The organism is Shewanella sp. SP2S2-6 (assembly GCF_031931965.1).
Taxonomy (GTDB): Bacteria; Pseudomonadota; Gammaproteobacteria; order Enterobacterales; family Shewanellaceae; genus Shewanella; species Shewanella baltica.
The window spans coordinates 1-24,482 of record NZ_JAUOEQ010000044.1 but is presented as its reverse complement, the minus strand read 5'-3'; the positions used below and the strand labels follow the sequence as shown (position 1 = coordinate 24,482).

The 24,482-nt window shown below is 48.0% G+C and carries 25 protein-coding genes; 16 read left to right on the top strand and 9 right to left on the bottom strand.

What is annotated here, in order from left to right; genetic code table 11:
- Positions 1–54: 54 nt before the first annotated feature.
- Genes cyoA through cyoE form a run of 5 tightly spaced genes read left to right on the top strand, consistent with a single transcriptional unit; the run spans position 55 to position 5,052 of the window.
- Positions 55–1,158, top strand: coding sequence for a ubiquinol oxidase subunit II (gene cyoA, locus Q4Q57_RS19835; protein ID WP_259214289.1), 1,104 nt, complete (start codon positions 55–57; stop codon positions 1,156–1,158).
- Between the two features lie 2 nt (positions 1,159–1,160).
- Positions 1,161–3,140: a cytochrome o ubiquinol oxidase subunit I gene (gene cyoB, locus Q4Q57_RS19830; protein WP_311891815.1), complete on the top strand. Its 1,980-nt coding sequence runs from the start codon at positions 1,161–1,163 to the stop codon at positions 3,138–3,140.
- 1 nt (position 3,141) lies between these two features.
- Positions 3,142–3,762, top strand: coding sequence for a cytochrome o ubiquinol oxidase subunit III (cyoC, locus tag Q4Q57_RS19825; RefSeq protein ID WP_011787513.1), 621 nt, complete (start codon positions 3,142–3,144; stop codon positions 3,760–3,762).
- Positions 3,762–4,106 (top strand): cytochrome o ubiquinol oxidase subunit IV, encoded by a 345-nt coding sequence (gene cyoD / locus Q4Q57_RS19820; RefSeq protein ID WP_310189445.1) that lies wholly within the window; start codon positions 3,762–3,764, stop codon positions 4,104–4,106. Before cyoC ends, cyoD begins: the two co-directional genes overlap by 1 nt.
- Before the next feature lie 13 nt (positions 4,107–4,119).
- Positions 4,120–5,052: a heme o synthase gene (cyoE, locus tag Q4Q57_RS19815; protein WP_311891814.1), complete on the top strand. Its 933-nt coding sequence runs from the start codon at positions 4,120–4,122 to the stop codon at positions 5,050–5,052.
- A 29-nt stretch (positions 5,053–5,081) separates the two neighbouring features.
- Here the strand turns inward: cyoE and Q4Q57_RS19810 are convergent, their stop codons facing one another.
- The 6 genes from Q4Q57_RS19810 to Q4Q57_RS19785 all read right to left on the bottom strand — a co-directional run bounded on the left by Q4Q57_RS19810 (position 5,082) and on the right by Q4Q57_RS19785 (position 11,278).
- Positions 5,082–5,813: a class I SAM-dependent methyltransferase gene (locus Q4Q57_RS19810; protein ID WP_311891813.1), complete on the bottom strand. Its 732-nt coding sequence runs from the start codon at positions 5,811–5,813 to the stop codon at positions 5,082–5,084.
- Between the two features lie 143 nt (positions 5,814–5,956).
- The gene (locus tag Q4Q57_RS19805) at positions 5,957–6,481 is read right to left on the bottom strand and encodes a protein disulfide oxidoreductase (RefSeq protein ID WP_311891812.1); all 525 of its coding nucleotides are present in this window, start codon (positions 6,479–6,481) and stop codon (positions 5,957–5,959) included.
- A gap of 25 nt (positions 6,482–6,506) precedes the next feature.
- Positions 6,507–7,391 (bottom strand): thioredoxin domain-containing protein, encoded by an 885-nt coding sequence (locus Q4Q57_RS19800; RefSeq protein WP_012197816.1) that lies wholly within the window; start codon positions 7,389–7,391, stop codon positions 6,507–6,509.
- A 122-nt stretch (positions 7,392–7,513) separates the two neighbouring features.
- Complete coding sequence (locus Q4Q57_RS19795; protein WP_311891811.1) at positions 7,514–9,625, bottom strand: protein-disulfide reductase DsbD domain-containing protein; 2,112 nt, start codon at positions 9,623–9,625, stop codon at positions 7,514–7,516.
- A gap of 278 nt (positions 9,626–9,903) precedes the next feature.
- The gene (locus Q4Q57_RS19790; protein WP_311891810.1) at positions 9,904–10,332 is read right to left on the bottom strand and encodes a hypothetical protein; all 429 of its coding nucleotides are present in this window, start codon (positions 10,330–10,332) and stop codon (positions 9,904–9,906) included.
- 196 nt (positions 10,333–10,528) lie between these two features.
- Positions 10,529–11,278, bottom strand: a complete 750-nt coding sequence (locus Q4Q57_RS19785) for a 3-oxoacyl-ACP reductase family protein (RefSeq protein WP_311891809.1) — start codon at positions 11,276–11,278, stop codon at positions 10,529–10,531.
- Positions 11,279–11,462: 184 nt separating this feature from the next.
- Between Q4Q57_RS19785 and Q4Q57_RS19780 the strand changes: the two genes are divergently transcribed.
- The gene (locus tag Q4Q57_RS19780) at positions 11,463–12,383 is read left to right on the top strand and encodes a LysR family transcriptional regulator (RefSeq protein ID WP_311891808.1); all 921 of its coding nucleotides are present in this window, start codon (positions 11,463–11,465) and stop codon (positions 12,381–12,383) included.
- 46 nt (positions 12,384–12,429) lie between these two features.
- Here Q4Q57_RS19780 and Q4Q57_RS19775 read toward each other — a convergent pair whose 3' ends face one another.
- Both Q4Q57_RS19775 and Q4Q57_RS19770 read right to left on the bottom strand, forming a co-directional pair.
- Positions 12,430–13,077: a CatB-related O-acetyltransferase gene (locus Q4Q57_RS19775; RefSeq protein ID WP_259542475.1), complete on the bottom strand. Its 648-nt coding sequence runs from the start codon at positions 13,075–13,077 to the stop codon at positions 12,430–12,432.
- Between the two features lie 321 nt (positions 13,078–13,398).
- A complete protein-coding gene (locus Q4Q57_RS19770; protein ID WP_311891807.1) occupies positions 13,399–14,142 on the bottom strand; it encodes a transporter substrate-binding domain-containing protein in 744 nt (247 codons plus the stop codon).
- A 358-nt stretch (positions 14,143–14,500) separates the two neighbouring features.
- Between Q4Q57_RS19770 and Q4Q57_RS19765 the strand changes: the two genes are divergently transcribed.
- The 10 genes from Q4Q57_RS19765 to Q4Q57_RS19720 all read left to right on the top strand — a co-directional run bounded on the left by Q4Q57_RS19765 (position 14,501) and on the right by Q4Q57_RS19720 (position 23,526).
- Positions 14,501–15,007 (top strand): sigma-70 family RNA polymerase sigma factor, encoded by a 507-nt coding sequence (locus tag Q4Q57_RS19765; protein ID WP_012090589.1) that lies wholly within the window; start codon positions 14,501–14,503, stop codon positions 15,005–15,007.
- 2 nt (positions 15,008–15,009) lie between these two features.
- Positions 15,010–15,999: a FecR domain-containing protein gene (locus Q4Q57_RS19760; protein WP_311891806.1), complete on the top strand. Its 990-nt coding sequence runs from the start codon at positions 15,010–15,012 to the stop codon at positions 15,997–15,999.
- Positions 16,000–16,100: 101 nt separating this feature from the next.
- Complete coding sequence (locus Q4Q57_RS19755) at positions 16,101–18,500, top strand: TonB-dependent receptor domain-containing protein (protein ID WP_311891805.1); 2,400 nt, start codon at positions 16,101–16,103, stop codon at positions 18,498–18,500.
- Positions 18,501–18,502: 2 nt separating this feature from the next.
- Positions 18,503–18,865 (top strand): hypothetical protein, encoded by a 363-nt coding sequence (locus Q4Q57_RS19750; protein WP_259214300.1) that lies wholly within the window; start codon positions 18,503–18,505, stop codon positions 18,863–18,865.
- Positions 18,862–20,541 carry a PepSY-associated TM helix domain-containing protein gene (locus Q4Q57_RS19745; RefSeq protein WP_311891804.1) on the top strand — a complete coding sequence of 560 codons (1,680 nt, stop codon included), beginning with the start codon at positions 18,862–18,864 and terminating at the stop codon, positions 20,539–20,541. The genes Q4Q57_RS19750 and Q4Q57_RS19745 overlap by 4 nt, the downstream gene beginning before the upstream one ends.
- Before the next feature lie 20 nt (positions 20,542–20,561).
- On the top strand, positions 20,562–20,930 hold the full coding sequence (locus tag Q4Q57_RS19740; protein WP_126493241.1) for a DUF3325 domain-containing protein: 369 nt from the start codon (positions 20,562–20,564) through the stop codon (positions 20,928–20,930).
- 8 nt (positions 20,931–20,938) lie between these two features.
- Positions 20,939–21,865, top strand: a complete 927-nt coding sequence (locus Q4Q57_RS19735; RefSeq protein WP_311891820.1) for a MotA/TolQ/ExbB proton channel family protein — start codon at positions 20,939–20,941, stop codon at positions 21,863–21,865.
- The gene (locus tag Q4Q57_RS19730; protein WP_014620482.1) at positions 21,849–22,319 is read left to right on the top strand and encodes an ExbD/TolR family protein; all 471 of its coding nucleotides are present in this window, start codon (positions 21,849–21,851) and stop codon (positions 22,317–22,319) included. The genes Q4Q57_RS19735 and Q4Q57_RS19730 overlap by 17 nt, the downstream gene beginning before the upstream one ends.
- Complete coding sequence (locus Q4Q57_RS19725; protein WP_311891803.1) at positions 22,319–22,723, top strand: biopolymer transporter ExbD; 405 nt, start codon at positions 22,319–22,321, stop codon at positions 22,721–22,723. The genes Q4Q57_RS19730 and Q4Q57_RS19725 overlap by 1 nt, the downstream gene beginning before the upstream one ends.
- Complete coding sequence (locus Q4Q57_RS19720; RefSeq protein ID WP_259483639.1) at positions 22,720–23,526, top strand: energy transducer TonB; 807 nt, start codon at positions 22,720–22,722, stop codon at positions 23,524–23,526. The genes Q4Q57_RS19725 and Q4Q57_RS19720 overlap by 4 nt, the downstream gene beginning before the upstream one ends.
- 109 nt (positions 23,527–23,635) lie before the next feature.
- On the opposite strand, the gene Q4Q57_RS19715 is transcribed toward Q4Q57_RS19720, so the two are convergent.
- A complete protein-coding gene (locus tag Q4Q57_RS19715) occupies positions 23,636–24,382 on the bottom strand; it encodes a class I SAM-dependent methyltransferase (protein WP_115335834.1) in 747 nt (248 codons plus the stop codon).
- Positions 24,383–24,482 lie beyond the last annotated feature (100 nt).

Genomic DNA, 24,482 nt, shown 5'->3' with positions numbered 1-24,482 from the left:
CTGCCGGTTCACGCTTGGCAGAGTTGTAAACCTTAGGGTTAGAGGAATCTTCCTTTGTTAATTCGAAAATTAAGTAAAGCGGCAATCGCGGCAGTAGCATTCATGCTCGCGGGTTGTGATGGCGGTGTGTTGGACCCTAAGGGCCAAATCGGTATCGATGAAAAACACCTGATTATCGTCGCCACCCTACTCATGCTCATTGTTGTTATCCCTGTGATTGCCATGACATTGTACTTCGCGTGGAAATATCGCGATGGCCGTGATCAGGAAATCTATGCGCCTAAATGGGCACACTCAACAGCGATTGAAACCGTAGTGTGGATAGTGCCGATTGTGATCGTAATAGTGCTCGGTGTGATCACTTGGGGTTCGACCCATGATCTTGATCCATACAAACCTTTAGATCACGAAGCTAAACCCGTCACGGTTGAAGTGGTGTCGCTGGACTGGAAATGGTTATTCATTTACCCAGAACAAGGCGTGGCATCGGTCAATGAGTTGGCGTTCCCAGCCAATGTGCCGGTGAACTTTAAGATCACCTCTGACACTGCGATGAACTCCTTCTTCATCCCTCAGTTAGGCAGCCAGATTTACTCTATGGCGGGCATGACTACTAAATTGCATTTGATCGCTAACGAGCCAGGCACCTTCGACGGTATCTCGGCAAACTACAGCGGCGCCGGATTTGCGGGCATGAAGTTTAAAGCGATTGCCACTCAGACACCTGCCGACTTCGATGCATGGGTGGCCAAGTTAAAACAACAGGGTAAGACTTTGGACTCAGCGGCCTACGCCACACTGGCTAAACCGAGTGAATACAATCCGGTTGAATACTTTGGCTCAGTCAGCAAAGGGATGTTTGACCAAATCGTGATGCAGTACATGCACATGGACTCACATGACGGCATGAAAGGTCACGAAGGAATGGACATGCACGCAGGCATGGAACACATGGGCACTGAGCACACATCTGACATGGCAGACATGAAAGGTATGCACGACATGGCACATATGGCAGGCGAGCACGCGATGGAAAATACACAGAACATGGCCGACATGGATAGCTCAACACCTTCTGTACCGTCATCAACACAGGACTCATCCACAGAACCTTTATCCTTAGAGCACTCATCCACTCAAAAAGTGGAGGCGGAGTAATCATGTCATTTCTCGGTAAATTAAGCTTAGATGCGATTCCGTATCACGAGCCTATCATCATGGTGACCTTAGCGGTCGTCGCAGTGGTAGGTTTGTATATCGCAGCCTTGATCACTAAACACAAAAAATGGAGCGTACTTTGGAACGACTGGTTAACCTCAGTTGACCATAAACGCCTCGGTATCATGTACATAGTGTTAGCTTTGGTGATGCTCATTCGTGGCTTCTCCGATGCCATTATGATGCGTACCCAGCAAGCACTTGCCACCAACGGCGCCGCAGGTTATCTGCCGCCTGAACATTACGACCAAATCTTCACCGCCCATGGCGTGATCATGATTATCTTTATGGCGATGCCATTTATGATAGGTCTGATGAACTTAGTGTTGCCGCTGCAAATTGGAGCTCGCGACGTTGCCTTCCCATTCTTGAACAACCTCAGCTTCTGGCTTACCGCCTCTGGCGCTGTGTTGATCAATATTTCTTTGGGTTTAGGTGAATTTGCTAAAACAGGTTGGGTAGCGTATCCACCACTCTCAGAGCTGGCTTACAGTCCGGGGGTTGGGGTCGATTACTATATCTGGGCACTGCAGATTTCGGGCATAGGGACGACCTTAACCGGGGTGAACTTTATCGCCACCGTACTGAAGATGCGTGCCCCAGGCATGAAGCTGATGCAAATGCCAATCTTCACTTGGACTTGTACTTGGGCGAACATATTGATCGTCGCGTCATTCCCAATCTTAACCGCTGTGTTAGCCCTGCTGACACTCGACCGTTACATGGATTTCCACTTCTTCACCAATGACGGTGGCGGTAACGCCATGATGTATATCAACCTGTTTTGGGCGTGGGGACATCCTGAAGTTTACATCCTGATTTTGCCTGCTTTTGGTATTTTCTCCGATGTGATCTCAACCTTTACCTCCAAACGCCTGTTCGGTTACACCTCTATGGTGTGGGCGAGTGGTGCGATTTCAATTCTAGGTTTCATCGTTTGGTTACACCACTTCTTCACCATGGGCTCAAGTGCCAACGTCAACGCCTTCTTCGGGGTGATGACTATGGTGATTGCGGTTCCGACCGGGGTAAAACTGTTTAACTGGTTGTTCACTATCTATCGTGGCCGCCTACGTTTAACGGTACCAGTGTTGTGGACGCTGGGCTTTATGGTGACTTTCACCATAGGCGGCATGACAGGGGTGTTATTAGCCTTACCAGGTGCCGACTACGTTCTACATAACAGTTTGTTTTTAATCGCGCATTTCCATAACACTATTATTGGTGGTGCGGTCTTTGGTTACTTAGCAGGCTTTGCTTACTGGTTCCCGAAAGCAACAGGTTTCCACTTAAATGAGCGTTTAGGTAAAGCGTCATTCTGGTGCTGGCAAATCGGTTTCTATGTCGCCTTTATGCCTTTGTACGTACTGGGCTTTATGGGTATGACACGCCGTATCAACCACATTGATAACCCAGCGTGGAACCTGTGGATCTACTTAGCCGCCGTGGGTGCTTGCATCATCATGGTCGGTATCATTCTGCAGTTTATCCAACTGTACGTGAGTATCCGTGACCGCGACCAAAACCGCGACACGACGGGCGATCCATGGAATGGCCATACTTTAGAGTGGTCAACCGCTTCTCCACCACAGTTCTATAACTTCGCTAAGCTGCCACAGGTTGCTGATATCGATGCCTTTACCGATGCGAAAGAAAAAGGCGTGGCTTATCAACGTCAAAAACACTACCAAGCTATCCATATGCCGAAAAATACCCCAAGCGGTATCTTAATGGCGCTGGGGATCACTGCCGCTGGTTTTGCCGCTATTTGGCACATCCTGTGGTTAGCCATTGTGGGCTTAGTGGGCGCTTTCGTGGTGTTCCTGTTCCGTGCTTATAACAATGACGTCGACTATTACGTGCAACCCGATGAAGTGGCTCGCATTGAAAATGCCCACTTAAACAATGTAGTAAGGGGCTGATATGAGTATTGCAATCCCAGCAGATTTAGAAGTAGCTCACGCAGAAGATCACCACGAACACCATGACACCAGTGGCAACACTCTGTTTGGTTTTTGGATTTACCTGATGACCGACTGCATTTTGTTTGCCTCGGTTTTCGCAACCTATGCTGTGCTCTACATGAACACGGACGGTGGCGTTTCGGGTAAAGACATTTTCGAATTGGACTTTGTGCTGATTGAAACTGCCGCCCTGCTCGTCAGTAGTATTACCTATGGCATGGCGCTGATTTTTGCTAAGCGCCACAACAAAGCCGCAACCTTGGCTTGGTTACTCGTCACCTTCGCCCTCGGTTGTGTGTTTATCGGGATGGAAGTCTATGAATTCCATCACCTGATTGAACATGGCAATGGCCCGCAGCGCAGCGCTTTCCTGTCGTCCTTCTTCACCCTTGTCGGTATGCACGGCTTGCACGTGACCGCAGGTCTGATTTGGATGGCGATCATGATGATTGAAGTGGCGAAAACCGGTTTAGGTCATCGCAGCATCACCCGCCTGAGCTGCTTAAGCCTGTTCTGGCATTTCCTCGACATAGTGTGGATTTGTGTATTCACGGTCGTGTATTTATTGGGAGCACTGTAATGGGCGCACATAGTCATACGCACAATCAGCCTAGCCATGGCACTGACGATCTGGCCGCGAGCATTAAGTCATATCTAATGGGCTTTGTGCTGTCAGTGGTATTAACCGCCATTCCATTTTGGGCTGTAATGACCCATCACTTCGAGAAAGCGACCACCCTTAGCTTAGTGCTAGTGATGGCGATAGTGCAGATAGTGGTACATCTTAAGTACTTCTTGCACTTAGATTTCTCGAAAGAAGGCAAAGTAAATACCTTCTCCTTCCTGTTTACCGCCCTGATTATTGTCATGGTCGTCGGCTTGTCGGTGTGGATCATACTCGAAGCCAACGCTTTGATGATGTAACGAGAAACAGTCTATGCAAACACAAGACAGATTTATGTCACCGCAATGGAAAGCACGCTTCAAAGGGTATGTGCAGGTTACTAAGCCTGGCATCATTTTCGGGAATCTGATTTCCGTTGCTGGCGGTTTTTTATTAGCCGCCAAAGGCGACGTAAATTTGGTCTTGATGCTGGCGAGCTTAGTGGGATTGTCCTTGGTCGTAGCCTCGGGCTGCGCAATCAATAACTGTATTGACCGTGATATCGACGCCAAGATGCAGCGAACCTGCAAACGCGTGACCGTCACGGGCGAAATTGCCGTGGGTAACGTACTCGCGTTTGGACTCGCCTTAGGCGTGTTGGGCTTTAGCATCTTAGCCTTGTTTACCAATGCATTAGCCCTGCTATTTGCCGTTATTGGTTACATAGTTTATGTGGGGGTTTATAGCCTCTACATGAAACGTAACTCAGTGTATGGCACTTTAGTTGGCAGCTTCTCGGGCGCAGTACCGCCCGTGGTTGGCTATTGCAGTGTGACAGGGCAAATGGACATGGGCGCGGCTATTTTGCTGTTGATGTTCAGTCTATGGCAGATGCCGCATTCCTATGCCATCGCGATTTTCCGTTTTAATGACTATGCGGCCGCTAATATTCCTGTGCTGCCGGTTGCAGAAGGCATGACCAAGGCAAAACTGCATATCGTGCTGTATATTGCTGTGTTCGCCTTAGTCAGTGCGCTGTTACCACTCGCGGGTTACACAGGTATCGCCTTTATGGCGGTCACCTGCGCCACCAGCCTGTGGTGGCTTGCCATGGCATTAAAAGGTTATCGCCACGGCGTCGACATGCACCGCTGGGCTCGCCAAGTGTTTGGGTTTTCAATCATCACTATTACGGCGCTCAGCGTGACTATGGCGCTCGACTTCCAAGTCGTGAGTCAGACGCCACTGCTCACCTTAGTGAAATAGTTGAATGGCGTTACGCTGTACTAAGTCAGTTACTTTTTGATCGCTCTAAGGATCAACATCATGGGTCGCCTGAGTTCATCTTGCCAACCCATTTTGTTGATCATTTCCAATGGCGGCACTGGCTCGATCAAAGCATCAACCTGAAACCCTGCCGAGATCAGCGCTTTGAAATGGCTTTCAATCGTTCTATGGTACTTAACGACGTCAGCACCTAGAAAAGAGGTTTCTCTTTTCCCTTCCTTGAAGTAATTATCCACCGGAAAATGCGCAATCTTGCCTTCACTATCAAAGTGCCAGTTCTGCTGTTCGCAGGAGGTAAACACGGGATGCTCAACGGAATAGCAAAAAACGCCTTGCGCTGATAGTTGCTCCGCCACTTTGGCAAAGACGGCGTCTAAATCTTGCACATAATGCAAAGTGAGCGAACTGAGCACGACATCAAATGCGCCGGAAGGCGACTCAAAATCCTCAATGGCAGTATTCTCATAACGAACATTGTCCGCAGTCGTCAACTGCCTTGCCTTTTCAAGCATTTTAGCTGAGATATCGATTCCCACAACGGCCGCAGCGCCCTGTTCCGCGGCATACTGGCAATGCCAGCCATAGCCGCATCCAATATCTAGCACTCGCTTGCCACGAAGCTCAGGCAAATTGTCTCGCAGCGCCTGCCATTCCCCTGCGGACTCTAGTCCTCCGGTTGAGCGCGGCATTTTGGCATACTCGTTGAAGAATGCCGGATCATCATATTTATTCTGTTTCATAAGATTTCCTTATTTCTTGCTTGTTACCGATACGAGTCAAGCAAACTCGCCTGATGCAGCCACCAGATCCTGCTTTGGATTCAACCCACTTGAGCTGATCACTAAGCAACTCCGGCAAACTGCAGTCAGTTTAATTATTTGATTTAAGTAAAGAGCATTCGCCACCACATGCCTGGCAGGCTAGTAAAGCCAGTCGTGTAGTGTTTTAACTCGCCATCTTTAAAGATCATAATGGTTGGCGTCGCCTGCAATGACCAATCACGGGCAATCTTGCTGTCACTATCGTTAATAGTGTCAAAGCCATAGCCTTGATGCTGAAGATATTTTCTCAGTTTCTCATCCTCCCCCGAATTCATGGCAACCGTCACCACGGGGTAATAGGCCGACATTTGATTGACCGCCGGACTGACAAAATTACACACAGGGCACCAAGTACCCCAAAAGTACACCAATACCGCCTGATCTTGGCTGAGCGTGGCAATATCAAGCATCTCCCCAGCCAAGGTCGTCCCTTGGAGCTGCGGCAAATTATCCCGCGGAATATCTTTGCCGCGCCAGATGTCCATCACGCTGGTCACGATAATGACAATGAGCAGCAAAAGTGCCAGCTGCTTAATCCAGCCCAATATGCGTTTAGGTAAAGATATCGAAACTTGTTCGGCGCTCATATTTTCAGTTTCCTTTGGCGGCATCTTAACTGCTCTTCTGCGTCTTATCTTTAGCGGCAATCGCGGCTTCAAGCTGCTCTTTTAACACTTCGTAAGGCACTAATCCGGGAATAAGCGTATCGGCCACTATCATACTTGGCGTGCCACCTATGCCTAACTCATTCATTAAATTAACATTGTCATCGACCATTTTAGCGACGCGCTCATCTGTGTTGCCCACCCAGCGCTCGGTTGCCGTCAGTTTAGCGACCTTAGCGATGGCGGCGGCATCGAGTCCACGCGGGCTCGACATCAACATATCCTTCACCTTGAGATACTTTTCAGGCTCGTTTAACCAAACCGTTTGGGCAAAATCGACCGCCATTTTGGAGCCTTCGCCCTGCAGCGGCACCATTTTGACTATGATTTTTAACTGAGGAAATTCTTCAATCAGCTGGTTCAGCGAAGGCTCGATTTTCTTGCAGTATGGGCAGTTAAAATCGGTGAAGTACACCATCTCAATCTCAGGTGTCGCAGCGCCCTTCCACGGATCGCTTTTGGTCTCATACATGGCTTTATGATGGGTCACAAGACTGGTTTGCATGGCTGTATTTGCCCCCTCTTGCTCCCTTGCTTGCCACGCAATAATCGCCTCTCTCATTAGGTCAGGATCATTGATCAAGGCATCTTTAAGAATCGCTCGCACCTCTTGCTGCTGCGCCGCCGATAAACTGCTGTCCTTGGCATAGGCCATGGTGCTCACCGAAGGCAAGGAAACCACCAGCATGGCCATGGCGACACCCGAGACAGCAAACATCTGCAACTTGCGATGTTTGAATAAAGAGCTAAATTTCGACATTTTGGTGCCTCCGATGACTTGAGTATTCTGCATTGATTCAGTGATGTTTTGTGCTTCAATTGTCTGTTTCATAATCGATGTCCATTGTTTCAGGTCAGGGGCTTCCTGACCTGAGTATTTGTTGAGTGTCACTCGGCGAGCTACCGTACGAGATTGGCTAGTGATATTGCCGAGTGAACGGCTGGTCGTTAGCGTTATTTCCCTGACGCTACGGATGACTTTTCAGGGGACGCAGAGGCCTGTTCAATCGCAGCAAGCACAAGGTCAGTCGATAGAATTTCCGGTAACTCAATCCCTTGCGGTGCACCCGGGCCGTAAACCACGTTGAATGGCACCCCGAAACGATTATGGCTTTGCAGGTAGTGAGTTATGGGCTCAGAAGGCGTGGTCCAATCGCCCTTCATCGGCAAAATATGCGGCTGTTGCAACAGGCTATAGACTGGATCTTGCAAGATCACGCCAACTTTATTGGCCTTACAGGTAATGCACCAATCGGCAGTGACATCGACAAACACAGTTTTGCCTTGGGCAACCTGCTGATTAATCAATGCTTGATCCAATGGCGTCCAAGCAAGGTCCGCAGGTAAAGGTTTAGCCCACTGGTTCGCCGTCATAAATGCGATAATCGCCGACAGTAAAATGCCGATACCTAAGCAGCTCACGATGGCAATCGCGCCATACTTTTTAGCCATAAACACCATAAATATCAGTGTAATGACACCCGCTAACGGCCACAGGTAGAGCACATCAATAAAGCTGGCCAACAGGCTAATGAGCCACAAACTGGTGATGAGCAACATGCCGGAGAAAAACACTTTAACTGTATTCATCCAGCGACCGGGTTTAGGGAAATAACCCGCCACTTGCGGGAATGCCGCCACGATTAACCAAGGGAACGCCATACCCACGGCCAACGCGGTAAAGATGGCAAACAGGCTCAGTACATCGGCGCCCAAGGCGAAAGCGACCGCGGTACCCAAAAATGGTGCACTGCACGGTGTCGCCAGCAGCGTCGCAAACATGCCTTGTAAAAAATGGCCGCTGTTATTATTGCCGCCCGTTGTCGCCAACTTGGTTTGCACGTTAGAGGGTAAGTTGATCTCAAACACACCTAACATATTGAAGGCAAACACTGTGGTCACCAGCGCCATAAAGCCGATAAACCAAGGGTTTTGGAACTGCACACCCCAACCAATCGCTTGACCCGTGAGCTTAAGCATTAAGATAAAGCCAGCCAGTAACCAGAATGAGGCCAATATCCCCAGCGCTGATGCGATGAACTGTTGGCGGATTTGATTACGCTTAAGATCAGGCGCAGCAACCACTGAACTGAGCTTCATGCCGAGAACGGGTAACACGCAGGGCATGACGTTTAAGATCAAACCACCAATAAGCGCTAACAGTATCATGCCAAATATCGAGGTACTTGCTTGGGTAATCACCACAGGCTTCACTTCGGCGCTGTATTCCAACGCCCGCTCGCTATCGGCAACAGTCATGTTCAGCGATTTACCCAAAACTTCAGGCTCGCCCAGCCAACTTTTACCGCTAAAAATACCAACTAATTGCTTGCCGTTAGCATCACTTTCGTTTGGTTTTAAGCTCACTAGCTTGAATGTGGTATCTGGCTCGCCATCGATAATCACGGTTGGACTCTGCCAGTTGGCATCATTGAGTCTGACTTCAAGTTGACCTTTGGCGGCATCCCAACCCATTGTCATGGCAGGATTCTGGCCCTCTTGGGTCAACACTTTTTGTGGCACAAGTGACACGGCCTTGTTGTAAGCCAACATGGCATCGGTATCTGCTTGCAGCAAATTGGGCGTGAAGTCGAGACTAATCTGATAATCCGTTAGTACACAGATAGTGGTACAGGTCGACAAGGTCACTTTGCCACGCAACTGAGTTGGGGCAGCGATATCATCGACTTTCAAGGTTAATGGAAAGGTGGTATTACCTTTGTAACCAAAGGTTTGTAATCCCAATAATGAGAATTCCTCTGGCGCTGGCCATCTCCAATCCACTTGCTGTAGATTGCGAGAGCCATCCCACTTGATGGTAGGCGCGATACCGCCTTCCCCAGGACTGCGCCAATAGGTTTTCCAATCGCCCTCGAGTTGTACTTCAAGCACAGCGGGCAAAGTGTTCGTTGCGGGATCAACTTCGCCCGTCAGCATAAAACGTACTTTGGCTGGAGGGTGATTATCGTTAACTAACCATCCTGTCGATGCCGCCATGAGCGACGGGCTCGTCACTATCAAGGCGAGTATCCAGAATCTGGTTAACATGGATTTTAATGTACTCATTTTGTCCCCATTGGCATGAACTGTTCGTTATGCCCTGTAAATGCTTGCTTTACTTCTTAACTCTGCCCCCGTTACAAAGGGCGTGATGGCTTAAGAAAAATCAATGTGATAGCAGGCTTAATTCAAGAAATTTGATCTGAGATAGGATGTGTAAAAGCGGACGTTCTGCAGCTGGTAATGGTCCTTTCAACCGGTAAACGGGTAAGAAAAGCCAACTATCGAGCTAGAGAATGGGCGCCAGAATAAACTCACCTATCAGTTTGATAAGTAAATTATTTCTATTCTTGAAAGCGACAGAGAGTGAGATGTATTCGCCTAGGTTTAGCTTGATAACCTTGTATGGGTAACAGTGTTATCACGCGGGAGGCGCGGGGAAGTAACGGAAGTAGGAACAACAGGATAAGAAATGGAATGGAACTCGGTGCATCGATACAGGTTCGGATCGATTTCTCAGACAATTCACATTTTTTAGGCTCGCTTTTGACCAGCTCAGTACCCGCCGCTTGGGCATCGACGTGACTAGCCATATTGCTTGAAGCTGAGCTGCTGTTTAAAGCTGAACTTGAGTTTAAAACTGAGTTGGCGCTAAAACCAGCTCCAGAAAAAGACGTAGCCGACATCGCTTGCGCGCTCGACTCTGTGAGCAACAAGTTAAGTATTCCACTGTTTTGAGTCAAACAGAACAAGGTCAGAATGGTAAACACCATCACGCACCATAAGTTGCCTGTTTTCTTAGTCAATAACGTAAAAATTTGGATTTCTCTTCGTCTTATTCTTTGATAATAAAGATAAAAAATGAGTGTCTTTCAACAGATAGCTGAAGATAAGACCGGCGGATTGTAACAATAGTTCATCAACAAGCAAATTAATTTGCCTTGCCTGAAAAATAGATACAGACAAAGCTTATGCTGAAAACCCACCATCAATCATCAAACTCGCACCAGTGATGTAACCCGCTTCTGGACCCGCGATAAAGGCGACAAAACTGGCAATCTCTTCGGCTTTACCATAACGACCCAGGGCACCCATCGCCTTGATTGGCTCAGATGAATCACCGTTATCAGGGTTCATATCGGTATCCACAGGGCCAGGCTGAATGTTGTTCACCGTAATCGCACGTGGGCCTAAATCCCGCGCTAGTCCCTTGGCTAAACCGACTAATGCCGATTTACTCATGCCGTAAATCGCACCACCTACAAACGGAATGCGCTCAGCGTTGGTGCTACCGATATTGATGATGCGGCCGCCGTCATTCATGTGCAGCGCGGCTTCTTGGCTCGCCACAAACACACTGCGCACGTTAGTGTTAATTGTTCGTTCCCAGTCTTCTAGCGTCAGATTTTCGATGCTATCCCAAATCAGCGTGCCCGCATTATTAACCACTATATCTAAGCCACCGAAATGCGCTTTGGTCTCGCGAATGGCACGACGGATCGCCTCTGGCTCAGTACTGTCGGCCTTAATAGCAATGGCTTGGCCACCCTGCGATATAACTTCATCCACCAGCAATTGTGACTGCGCCTCAGATGACACATAGGTAAAGGCAACCGCTGCGCCGTCAGTCGCTAAACGTTTAACGATGGCAGCGCCGATACCACGGCTACCACCTTGTACAAAAGCCACTTTACCTTGCAGATTATTCGACGATTTCATAGTTAGCTCACTCAATAGGGATAAAAAATTTATGGTATAGAAAACGTTACTTATCAATCATAAATTAGCCATTGACCAGTTATTAACGCTCATTTTCATACTGTGGTAGTAGCTTACGCGATTCACTTGCCATGATTAAGTCACTAAAATGACATTCACTAAGTCCTTCAAGGAATTAATTGCCGTGATAAATAATCAATTTGTTGAGATACGTCATTTCGTCACAGTTGCACAACTCGGCAGTTTTACCTTAGCGGCGCAGGCGTTAGGCATGACAGGTTCGGCGCTCAGTAAAAGCATAGTGCGATTAGAAAACCGCTTAGGCACTAAGCTGCTGCACCGCACCACAAGGCGTGTGAGCTTAACTAATGATGGCGATTCGTACCTCAAAGACTGCCAAAATGCTATGGCAATCCTAGACAATGCACAAAGCCGACTCGGCAGCGAACAGCAAATTCCCTCAGGTCGAGTGCGAGTGGATTTACCCGTCACGTTTGGGCGGCGATATATACTGCCGACCCTATTAGCACTGTCGCAAAAATATCCCAAGCTCGAGTTATCCATCACCTTCAACGATAGAACGACCGACTTATTCAGTGACGGCATTGATTTGGCAGTGCGTGTCGGACAACTCGGCGACACTCTGGATTTAGTCGCCCGTAGATTAGGGGAACAACGCCGAGTGATCTGCGCTTCTCCTGCCTATTTCGCTCGACTTGGCACACCAAAAGACAAAGCAGATCTCAGCCAGCACCAATGCATTGTTGGCTGGCCGCTTGGGCAGCAACATCGCTGGTTACTTAAAAATGAGGATGGGATCATCGAGGCCTATGACATTCCAGTGCGCCACGAAATCGCTGATTGCGAAGCCATTTTAGCGGCCGCACTGGCGGGAGTGGGTTTAGCGCAAGTGCCGATATGGTTGGTTGAGGACTATCTTAAAACCGGTGAACTAATCTCGGTACTGGACGAACTCGCCAGTGACGACACACCTATCCACCTTATTTGGCTTAAAACCCCTTACCTCCAACCCAAGCTACGGGTGATCATCGAAGAACTGGCCGAATTAGCCAAAACGCCAAAAAGTAGATTTAAGGCAGAATAAGTGAAAGGACTCGACTGAGCGCGACCTTTCACTTTGGGACTAACGGTTATTTGCTTTGATGTATGGATTGGTCATAGAGAGTGATCGCTTTGCTGAGCACGTCAAAATCCGCCGAACACAAATACCGCTTTAAGCTTTCAAACTTTTCGGCAGGCCAATCGTAGATTTTTAACGCCAGTAACTCAGTAATGACGTCTTTATCAAACCGATACTTGATTAATTTCGCAGGTGATCCCGCCACAATACTGTAGGGTTCGATATTTTGAGTGACGACACTATTTGCGGCAACAACCGCACCTTCACCTATCGTCACCCCAGGCATCAGCATACATCTCATACCTAACCAAGCCCCATCACCAATATGAGTATCGCCTTTGCCTACATAGGCCTCCTCGATGAAATCCATAAAGGGATATAAACAAAACCAATCCGCTCTATGCGTATGATTTCCGCCCATTAAGATCACAACTTCGGCGGCGATACACACATAGTTCCCGATATAAAGTTTATCGATAGGCCACTTAGGCTCCCACTCACGGCTCACTTCATCACCATGAAGATATCTCACTGCTGATCCCTCAAAGCCAGCATCCCAGCAATCACTGTAATAGCTATGTTGGCCTTTGACTATGATATTGGGATTGGTGACCACCTCATGCAATAACTGAACTTTTGACCAATGCTTGTTCTGCATTGTAAATCCTCTTTATAAACAAAATAATAAATATAAGACATGATGTTATGAGAAGTTTCACATTAGAATAGTCAGTGAATACGCGGTTGTTTTAGCAGAGGAATGAGTTTCATATAAAAGTCATAAGTGGGTATCAAAAAGAAAATAGCCCATAAAGCTGAAATATCGACATGAGCTATGCCAGCCGACATGTTAACCACCATAGCCCGCCGCTGCAAAGCTATGATGGTTAGTTAAGTCACACGTTTAGACAATGACTTGATGGTGAAAACATTTTAATCGTAATAATATCCCACTTTTTTACCGCGCAATAAAATCTAATCAATCATATTTACCTTTATATAAATCTTGAACCATTGTTTGATATAGCCCTGATTTCTGTATTTTTTCAAAGCCAGAATCATACTTTTCTACAAAAGCTTCGACATTAGGGTAATTTTTAGAAAACATGAGGAAGGAGAAATTTTCATCATACGCTAAAGGGTGTATTTGAATTTTAGCTTGTTCTTCAGCAGATAAATCGCGTATCAGTTTCCGCCCCACGGCTTCATTTACAAGGAACGCGTCAAAACGTTTAGCAAGTAGCATCTTGATTCCCTGTGGGTATTCGTTTAACTCTTGAACTTTAACTCCTATCTCAGTCAGTGCTTTAACATAGTAATCGGCTCGGTTGCACCCGATAGTAAATTGTTTAAGATCACTCATAATCTTCCAGTCAAACTGACTATCAACTCGTTCAATAAATACGCTGCGAGAAACGATTATCGGTTTCTTACTGAACAGATATTGGGCTTTACGATCTTCTTGAATGGACCAACCGGGTGACGCGAGAAAATACCCATTACCGGTTTCGACTTCAATACGAGCCCAAGGTTTGAACTCGAATTTTGCGGTAATTCCTTCCTGCTCAAAAGCGATTGTGACCACATCGTTTAAAAAACCTAATCCTTTCAATTTAGCGCCAGCATACGGAGACCATTCTCCGCTACCGATAAGAACATCTTGGTTTGCAGCCGCAACAAAGGCACTCATAGTTAAAATCAGGAACAGCAGAAACTTACTCATCAATTTCTCCTAAAATATTCCAACTTTCTTTTTATTCACTTAGAAAATAAGTTAAACCACCAGCAAGCTAAACCTAACAAGATGTTTTTATATCATTAATGAATCACCATATTTTTCAAAAAGATAATCGGTAGTCCTATAGAGATAAGGCTCAAGTTTAGTTGAGCCAGTCAAAAACACAAAAAGATAGGCGAATCCTTTTGCTCGAAAGTCGCATAAAACAGGATTACAGCTTATTTCCACCATGATTCTCGCTATGCATAAGCAGGTAATCTCATGGGCGTAATGACACAAAACTTGACCCATCAAATGATAATCAATATCATTACAGCATTATTAATATTCTTGCCTATACCGTATGACGTCGGTCAATATTTCTTCTCCTATCAATAACCTATATAGAGATAACCAGTTTTGGCTACGCGGCTGGCTATACTCACGCGTGGGTTGTTCAGAAACAGCGGCCGACCTAGCCCAAGATACATTTCTACGTTTGTTAAAAACCGGAAATCTACCGCCTTCAGGCGAATCGCGGCGATTTTTAACTCGCATTGCCAAAGGATTGATGATTGATGCTTATCGTCGGCAGAAGATTGAAGAAGCCTACCTAGAAAGTTTGAGCTTGATGCCAGAAACCTTCATTCCTGGGCCAGAGATCCATCATGTCATCATTGAAACACTCGCTGAAATTGCCGTTATGCTCGATAACTTGCCGGATAATGTGCGCTTGACGCTGTTACTGCGCCAGATAGAGGGTTTAAGCTATGCCGATATTGCTAAGCAACTATCAGTTTCTGTTTCATCGGTAGAAAAGTATGTTGCGCGAGGCTTAGCGGCCTGCTGCCTCGCGCTGGAATCCTATTAGTCATGCCTGCCAATCAATCCGGGGCCGAGAATATCGGGCAGGAAAACGACTGCGATGCCATTGAAGCGGCGGCTGGCTGGATGGCACGCCTGTTGGCGGATGACGCTACCGAGCAAGATAGTATTAACTGCCAACAATGGCGTGACCAAAGTTCACTTCACGAACAAGCATGGCAACGCATGTGCCAGATCACTGGCAAGTTCGCCTCCTTACCTAAGGGTACAGGCATCCAAGTGCTTGAAAAAGTTAGCCAGTCCGTCGTATCACGTCGGCGTTTCCTCAATGTTTTAGCGCTGGCAGGGATTGGCGTCACCGCGACTTGGCTTGGCGCGTCACAGACTCGACTTGGCCGGAGCCTGCAGGCTCAATACCGCACTGGCGCAAACGAGACTCGCACCTTTACTCTTGAAGATGGCACCCGCTTAACACTGAACATAGATACTGCGGTGGATGTGGATTTCTCCGCAGAGAAGCGGCAAATACAACTCCATCAAGGAGAGATCTTGATCAAAACGGGTCATGAATCTCCCCGTCGCCAATTCTTAGTCACCACCCACTTCGGCCAACTAATCGCGTTAGGTACTGAGTTCTGCATCCGCCAATACGAACACTATGCCCGTGTAGCCGTAATCGACGGCGCAGTTGAAGCTTATGCTGCCAGTGGTGTTAAGCCACAACGAGTAGATGCAGGCCAACAAACTCGGTTTGATAAGACAATGATTGCGCCTCCTGAACCGCTACAAAACGCAGCGATAAGTTGGCGCCATGGCAAGCTAGTGGCAGAAGGGATGCGGGTAGCGGATTTTATTGAGGAGATCGGCCGCTATCGACCCGGCTTCACGCTTTACGATAGTGCCGTGGCCAATTTGACCATCAGCGGCGTATTTTCTCTGCAAGATACCGACCTTGCCCTACAAAGCCTTGCAAGCAGCCTGTCAGTAGAACTGCAATATCGCACAGCTTACTGGGTCAAAGTGATCCCAGCCCGCTAAAACCTTAACGCTGAAAATTATTTTCAAAAATTTTTACGGGTTTTGCGATCTCGTTCGGAATAGTAGATAGAACCTATTAACTTTCCCCCTTGGGACTCTCTATGCATTCCGTTGAATTTGGCCATTCGCGACCAAAAAAATACCGCGCTAACTACTTGTCCCTTATGGGCCTGAGTTTCACCGTCATCTTAAGCATTACAGCACCACAGCCATCACTGGCTCAAACTGTCGATGTTGATGCTAGACAAATCAACAAGCTACAACATTATCAAATTAAGGCGGGCACGCTCGATGCCGTACTCAACAGCTTTGCTCTGGCCGCGAATATTGATCTATCGATATCTTCAGCACTCACTCGGGGTAAAACCAGCTTAGGGCTAGAGGGACAATATTCGATTGAAGCAGGCTTGCAAAAGATACTGGCGGGGACGGGTTTACAGGTCACATCGCGCCTTGAGGGGCAATATATTCTCGGTAAGGCGACCGCCGCAATAGTGTTGGCACCCATAACTGTTATCAGCGCTGCGGGTTATGAACAGGATATCAAAAATGCGCCAGCGAGCATTAGTGTGCTTTCAGGCAAGGATCTAGAGCAACGCAAATTTAATTCACTAAAAGATATCGCGCGGGAAATTCCCGGAGTCAATGTTATTGGCTCTGGCGCACAGAGCGGAATATCCATACGCGGTATGGAGAAGGGTTATACGTTAGTGCTCGTTGACGGCAAGCGGGTACGCTCGGACACGGGAAATCCGCGAGGATTGAACAACGAAGATCTCGATAGCAATTTTATCCCTCCCGTTGCGTCGATTGAGCGCGTCGAAGTGGTTCGTGGACCTATGAGTTCTCTCTACGGTAGCGATGCAATGGGCGGTATCATCAATATCATTACCAAAAAAACACCCGAACATTGGAGTGCTAGCGCGGGCTATAGTTTGCGCGTGCCAGACAGCAGCGCTATGGGGAATCAAAACCAACAGGATATCTATATTTCGGGGCCGCTGGTTAAAGATCTACTTGGTGCTTCCATTTGGGGAAATCAAGCCGTACAGGACGAAGACAAATATTACGGTGGATATCAGGAATCCACTAAGCGAACCCTAGGCGGTAAGCTGCGGATCACGCCTAATCGCGACCACGAGTTTATCCTCGACTACTCAAAGGCGAGTCAGCGCTACATTGGCAATCCTGGTGGAGTTCTACTCACCACCGCCAGAGGAAGTATTGACCGCGAATGGACCCGAGATGCATGGAGCATTGCCTACAATGCCTTGTTCGATCTTGGCGAACTAGAACTGAAATACTATGAAGAAGATTATGAAAGACTGACTTATCCTGCTGCAGCTGATTTCACTACAGGCTCAACAAACAAAGTCGGCGATGCGCGCTTCATCACAGGTGTAGATAGCCATACTCTGACTTTCGGTGGTCAATGGACTAACGACAAACTGACTAACGGTGATTTAGGTAATGGTACTCCCCGAAGCTTTGGTACCCGCTCTGTCAGCGATATCAGTCTTTTTGCAGAAGACGAATGGGAACTGCTCACAGAGAAACTTTATCTCACCCTTGGTGCGCGACTAACGGATAACGAATTCTTTGGGCATCATGTCTCACCTAGAGCATATCTTGTTTTCAATCATAACGATCACTGGACTTTCAAAGGGGGCATCGCCACCGGCTACAAGAGCCCGAAGATTGACCAGATTGATAACTCCACAGGCTCTCAACGCGGCGGCAGTACGAGTCAGTTTGTCATTGTTGGTAATCCCGACTTAGAGCCAGAACAAAGCACGAATTATGAAATCGGCGCGCTTTACACTAAAGATGACACGCTAAATATCGGCGCAACGCTATTTTTCAATGACTTTTCCAACAAAATCCTCAACACCAACACCTTCTATTTCGACGATGGTAACGGTGGATATATTCCAGCCTATTGCATTTCAGGTGACGTTGGCACCAAAGACTGCCCAGCCTGGGCCACTTGGCTAAATGCCAAGGGAGCACAGATCCGCGGTGTCGAACTTGAAGGCCACTGGGACATAGCTGATACCTTGGCGCTCAAAGCGAGTTACACCTATACCGATTCACGAATTAACGCAGACAACGTGATCATCAATACCCCCGCGGGTCCACGCCCTTTCGGTGACACCTTGGCATTGCTGGACGGAAATTCGCTCGTCGGCATTCCAAATCATAACGGCTCAATAACGCTCGACTACCAACCTACAGATGCACTCTCGGCATTCCTGAGAGGTAATTATGAGGGCGAAATTACCCGAGTCAGCTTCGAGCGCAACACGGTCGATAAGAGCGACAAGGATTTGATCACGCTGGACGCAGGTCTGAACTATTCGCTGAACCGCTTTATTAGCTTCAACGTCGGGATAGACAACATCACCGACGCTACGCGATTTAAAGTGAATAACGATACTGGGGCCTACCGCTATTCAGAGCGCGGACGTAGTTATTTCGTTAGCGTTAAGACGCAATTCTGAATATGGACCTACATATCATGCTCGAAAAAGACTCACGATTGTCCCATCAATCGAAGCGAGGCAATCAAAGCGCCGTTAGCAAATGGCTGTTCACCACTGGGATGCTGGCACACTCAATCGCCATCTGTTTATTGTGCTATTTATCCAGTGGCCAACTTGTTAATACAACAGGAGCTCTGCTTTACCACATGGGTATGCCATGGACGGATGCCGTGGTCGTCACCAGTATGCTGGGGTTTATCTACTTAGTGCTGATTCTATTGTGGGCATTTTCCCGTAACGGCGTCCTGCGAACTTGGCTGAACGTAAGCAGCCTGACGGGTTTTAGTATCTTCATGGCTTGGATAATTGGAGCATTAGCATGAAAGATGGATTCCGTACTCGGATGAGTATCCTGCACACTTGGGCAGGATTGATATTAAGCGGCTTGCTGTTCGCCATTTTCTGGACCGGCACGCTGTCAGTATTCGATAAAGAAATCGATCGCTGGATGATGCCACACACTCGAATCCACATGGATACTGCAAGGCCATTATCGGTAGACCGCGAGATCATACCTTTACTGGTAGAGCGAGCTGAGGGGGCAAAAGCTTGGACTATAGTGCTACCCGCTGAGCGCAGACCTTTTTTGACATTGGCTTATGATTCTGCAAAGTCACACATAGCACAGCGAAATAGTTTCCACCCGATCACGCTCGAACCGCTTCCAGCTCCAAACACCCGAGGAGCGAGTAACTTTATTTACCCCTTCCATCACAATTTAACCTTACGCCAAAACAACATTGGCGCCCTACTGGTTGGCATTGCGAGCATGGGTATGCTTTGCCTGTTAATTTCCGGCATAGTCATACACCGTAGAATATTTGCCGATTTCTTTACCCTTAGGCTGCTTCGTGGCTTTGGCAGAGCCAATCTCGATATTCATAACCTCACAGGCGTTGTGCTGCTGCCTTTCACTATCGTCATCACCTTGTCTGGGCTAATGATTGCGCACTTGATCTATTTCCCCAAGGCGCCCGATGCCGTTTTCGCACAGCTCAACCCACCATCCGTGACACAGGAACGACCCAAATCCAAAGTAAGAGAAGCTTCACGCAAACGAGAGCAAGATGTTAGCAGTGAAAATGAAGACGAAATTACCGATGCCAGAGAAGGCTCACGCAATAGTCCTGCACGGAGCCGTTTTATCGCCGAATCACAGGGGCGTGTTAGACCACAAGCAATAGGCCAACCCGCCAATGTTGCCGCAATTGATCCTATGATTGCGGCGACCGAAAGCGAACTAGGTCAAGGGGCTGTCTATATGATTCGGGTTAGCAATCCTAGAGATGCAGGTGGCGTCGTCGCACTCAGGCTAAATGGCGATAACAGCGTATCTCAGAATATTGATAATAGGAGGTTTTCTACCGCCACTGGAGAGGAACTAGCACATTTCAACTCATCCTCGACGACCAATGTATTTAACTTTATTGCTGGTATGCATTACATCAAATTTAAACACTGGCCACTGCGCTGGCTTTATTTTATCGCAGGGCTGGGTGCTTGCGCGTTAATCGCCACTGGCCTACTGCATTGGACTCAGGCACGTAACCAAAAGCAAGGCAGCACTGGCTTCAATGTGTCTTTTATGAATGCACATAACATCGCTGCGATCACTGGCATTATTTCTGCGACCGGGGCTTTTTTAGTGGTCAATCGCTTGCTCAATAATAGAGAACAATTTGCAGGTATCTCCAGCCGCGATCTAGAGGTATATGCCTTCTTTGGTGTCTGGTTAGCTTGCTTACTTCATGCGTTGATCAGAGTGTTTTTAAACAAACAGCATGGTTACCGAAAGGCTTGGGCAGAACAATGCAGGGCGATTGCTCTGATTGCTATCGCAGCTGTGGGACTGAACTGGATAACCACAGGCGACCATCTGCTTAAGACCCTATTCACCCATACCTATTGGCCCGTTGCGACCCTAGACTTAGTGCTTGTTACTAGTGCTGTGATGGCCATTTACGCAGCGCGGAAACTATCCGTTATCCGTGAGAGTTAGATGTTAAAAGGAGAGGATTAATGCCTAAAGACCTGCTGTTAGTCGCCATATTTAGCACGGCCTACCTCAGCTTTGCTTTGTTCGCCCTGAGCCAAGTACGGCATTGGCGCGTTGTTTTCGATAAGGCGCTACCCACTCAAAGGGTGGTGTTGACCCTACGCTGCCTAGGCATCTTGATGCTAAGCATATCTTTAGCACTGTCGCTGGTGCGCGACGGTGTCAGCTTTGGCAGCCTGCTCTGGATAACAATGATTGGCATGGCTGCACTTGCCATCGCTTTAACCTTAGCTTGGCGACCTCGCTGGTTACGGCCTGCAGGTAAATTGTTCTCCTTCACTTACCCAGATACAGGGCGAGTTAACCATAAAATGAATCAAGTTAAAGGTTGATAAAATTGATGATATTGAAAGCCGTTTTACTCTCATTGGTATTACTTGCTGCGCCACTCGCCAGTTGGGCGCAGGAAAATACCAGCGCCGATAACAGCCAAGCCACGTTACCGCTCAACACTGAGACTCATGCCATTGAGCTATTGTCTTCAGTACCTGAAACGGTAGTTTCGGGTGTGCAACAGCCAACGGAGGAAGCTTCCGCTACAGATGTGTTAGCAACATCGACTTGGTGGAACGATGCCCTCGCACTGCTGGAGACGGGCGGCACAGTAGTGGTGATATTACTGCTGATGTCATTGGTTGCGATGACGATTGTGCTGATGAAACTTATCCAGTTTCAACTAGCCGGACTGTGGCAACGTAAACCCGCAAGGCAGGCATTAGCGCTATGGCAACAAGGCAAGCAGGAAGAAGCATTACAGCTTGCTGCGGTAAGCCGCAATCCCACAGCACAGGCAATGGCACAAGCGATTCGTGGTATCACACGCCAACTACCTGAATCTTTAGTCCGCGAAGAAGTACTGCGTTATGGCTGTAATGCGCTATTTCAGTTAAGACGCGGATTGCGCCCACTAGAGGTCATAGGTTCATTATCACCACTACTGGGATTACTGGGCACGGTAATGGGTATGATCGCCGCCTTTCAACAACTCCAAGCGGCGGGTAATAAAGTGAATCCGGCGATTCTATCGGGCGGGATCTGGGAAGCCTTGCTCACCACAGCGGTCGGTTTGTGTGTCGCTATCCCAGTGGTGGCATTGCTGAACTATCTAGAACGGCGCGTCGATCATCTCGCTCACGAAATGGATAACTTAGTGACGCAACTGTTTACCCCAGAGTTATCGGCGGCCAGCACTTATCAAGCACCAAGCACTGTGGTTACACCACTCACAGCCAATAACAAACAGGCACGCCATGCAAGCGCCCTTTAGTCAACGACCAAGACTCACGGCTCATCCTTCAAAACGTAAAGCGGTGATTAGCTTAACGCCACTCATTGATGTGGTGTTTATCCTATTGGTGTTTTTTATGCTGTCTTCCAGTTTTCTAGACTGGCGCACTGTGGCGCTCGATACCAGCACGGCAGGTAGCCCCGCTCCCGCTGAGCAAGCGCCATTTTTAGTACAAATTAGCGCAGACCAACTGCAACTAAACGGCGAAACGATCACACTGGAAGCATTACAGCAAAAAGCACAAGGGCGCCAGCCTGCAAGCCAGATAGTGAGCCTACAGCCGCAGGCGGATACTCCAGTACAAAGGTTAGTACAGGTATTGGATGCACTTAATGCCGCAGGGATTACGCCGCTAACACTGGTAGAAGACTCCAATTGGCAACCCGCACCTGCGACGAAAGCGGACGGCAATAATATGGAGAACAGCCACTAATGCATTTTCCTGAACGTCGGCCAGACCAAACCGAAGAACGTATTTTGCCGCTGATTAATGTGGTGTTCTTGCTGTTAATCTTTTTTATGATCGCAGGTAGCCTTTCAGTGACAGCGCCGTTTGATGTCACTCCACCGGTCTCGCAAAGTGATGGCGTAGATGAACCGGATGCAGTGCTCATCCTAATAAGCCGTGAAAACAAGCTCGCACTCGATAATGAACCGATTACGAAAGCAGAACTGTTAGCACGCATCGATATGCTGCTGTCCGCCGAGCCAGAAACCCAAGTCACGCTAAAAGTTGATGGTGAGTTATCGGGAAACCAGCTCGTGCATTTTACCCAAGCCTTGTATGGCGTAGGCGTTAAAAAGCTGCGTTTATTAACTGAGCTGGGGGCAAAATGACAGACCAAGAGTTAGCGCCGAGCATAGCGCAATGCGGTATAGCTTTGCTGTTAGCGGCTTTTTTGCACATCGCCTTAACGGCTGCAGTGTTTTGGTCACCAGCAGTAATAACGCCCTCGGGTCAGGCTAAAGCGGTTGGCAACGGAGGGATTGAAATTTCCTTAGGGCCAGCAGGTAGCGCAGCGAGTGCTCTGCCACAAACGACGGCGCCAGTAGCTGAGCAAAAATCTGAGCCCATTAAAGAGCAACTCGATAAACCAGCACGACTGCCACCCATAACAAAGAAAGTAACTCCCACACTAAGTACCAAACCTAAACCCATAGCGCCAACACCTCAAGATGAGCTAACAACTCAGTCCGAGGTGAATGAGCAGCATAGCAGCCCAACCGAAACCCCATCGCCGACAGCGTCAGCAGCGTCTGCCAACGAAGTAGGTCAAAGTGGTGAAGCTGATTCCGCAGAACAGAATAAGGCAGCTAGCGGCGATAACATGACTGGAGGAGGTTTGCTTGGCGATACCCAAGACTACACTGCGACCTTATTAGCTTGGTTAGAGCAACATAAGGAATATCCGCGTACGGCACGTAATCGACGTCAGCAAGGCACAGTCATGCTGTATTTTGTGTTAGATCGCCAAGGCAGAGTCAGCGCGAGTCGAATAGAGCAAAGTTCGGGCTATCAAATATTAGATGCAGAAGCACTAAAAATGTTGCAGCGAGCCCAGCCCTTACCTGCCATACCCGATGCAATGCCAAACGAGACGTTAGAACTTGTTGTGCCAGTGCAGTTTTTCTTACGTTAAGCTGCACCGTGAAATGGAACATCCAGCGGACAAACTTGTCGACCTAGTCATCATATTTAATGAGTGCCTTGCTTGTTTGTCTGAGCAATCATGTAAATAGATATAAACCCTATTTCATCGCGGCTTTTACGTAGACATCGAAACGGTTTTTCTTAGTTTCGATAACCGTATTTGGCTTAACCCCATCCAAATCTTCGGCATAATCTGGGCGCTTAACAACGACACGTTTAGTTGCTAAGGCTAAAGCGGGGGCGAGTAAGCCATCGGCGTCTAAATCGGCGCCGACTAAGGATTGGAATACACGCATTTCCTTTTTAACGAGGGCCGATTTATCGCGATGGGGATACATAGGATCGAGGTATACCACATCCACCTCTTGTGCCAATTTCGAGAGGGCTTCGAGGCTCGAACCATGGAACAGGCGCATCCGCTCACGCATCCAGACACCGATTTCAGCATCTTGATAGGCGCGGCGCAGGCCGTCTTCAAGCAATGCCGCAACCACAGGATGACGTTCAACCATAGTTACAGTGCAACCAAGGCTTGCTAGCACGAAGGCATCGCGTCCTAAACCCGCAGTGCCATCAACCACACTTGGCATTACCCCTTGCTTTAATCCCACGGCTTTAGCGATGGATTGGCCGCGACCCCCACCGAACTTACGTCTATGGGCGACGGCGCCAGTCACAAAGTCCACCACGATGCCATCAAGCTTAGGCTCATCGCGTTTATGCAGTGATAAAGTATCTGATTCAAAACGCAATTCGAAGGTCGCATTCGCATCGTAGACGAGTTGCCAACGTGCACAAATATCCACAAGTGTTGGGTATTGCTGATTGAAAAAAATCGGGGTCACAGGCTGTCTTCTAACCAACGAAAATGATGGCCATTATGCCTAAAAATCTGGTTTATGAATATGCCAGTCAGCAAATCACATCACCAAACTCACCACTGTC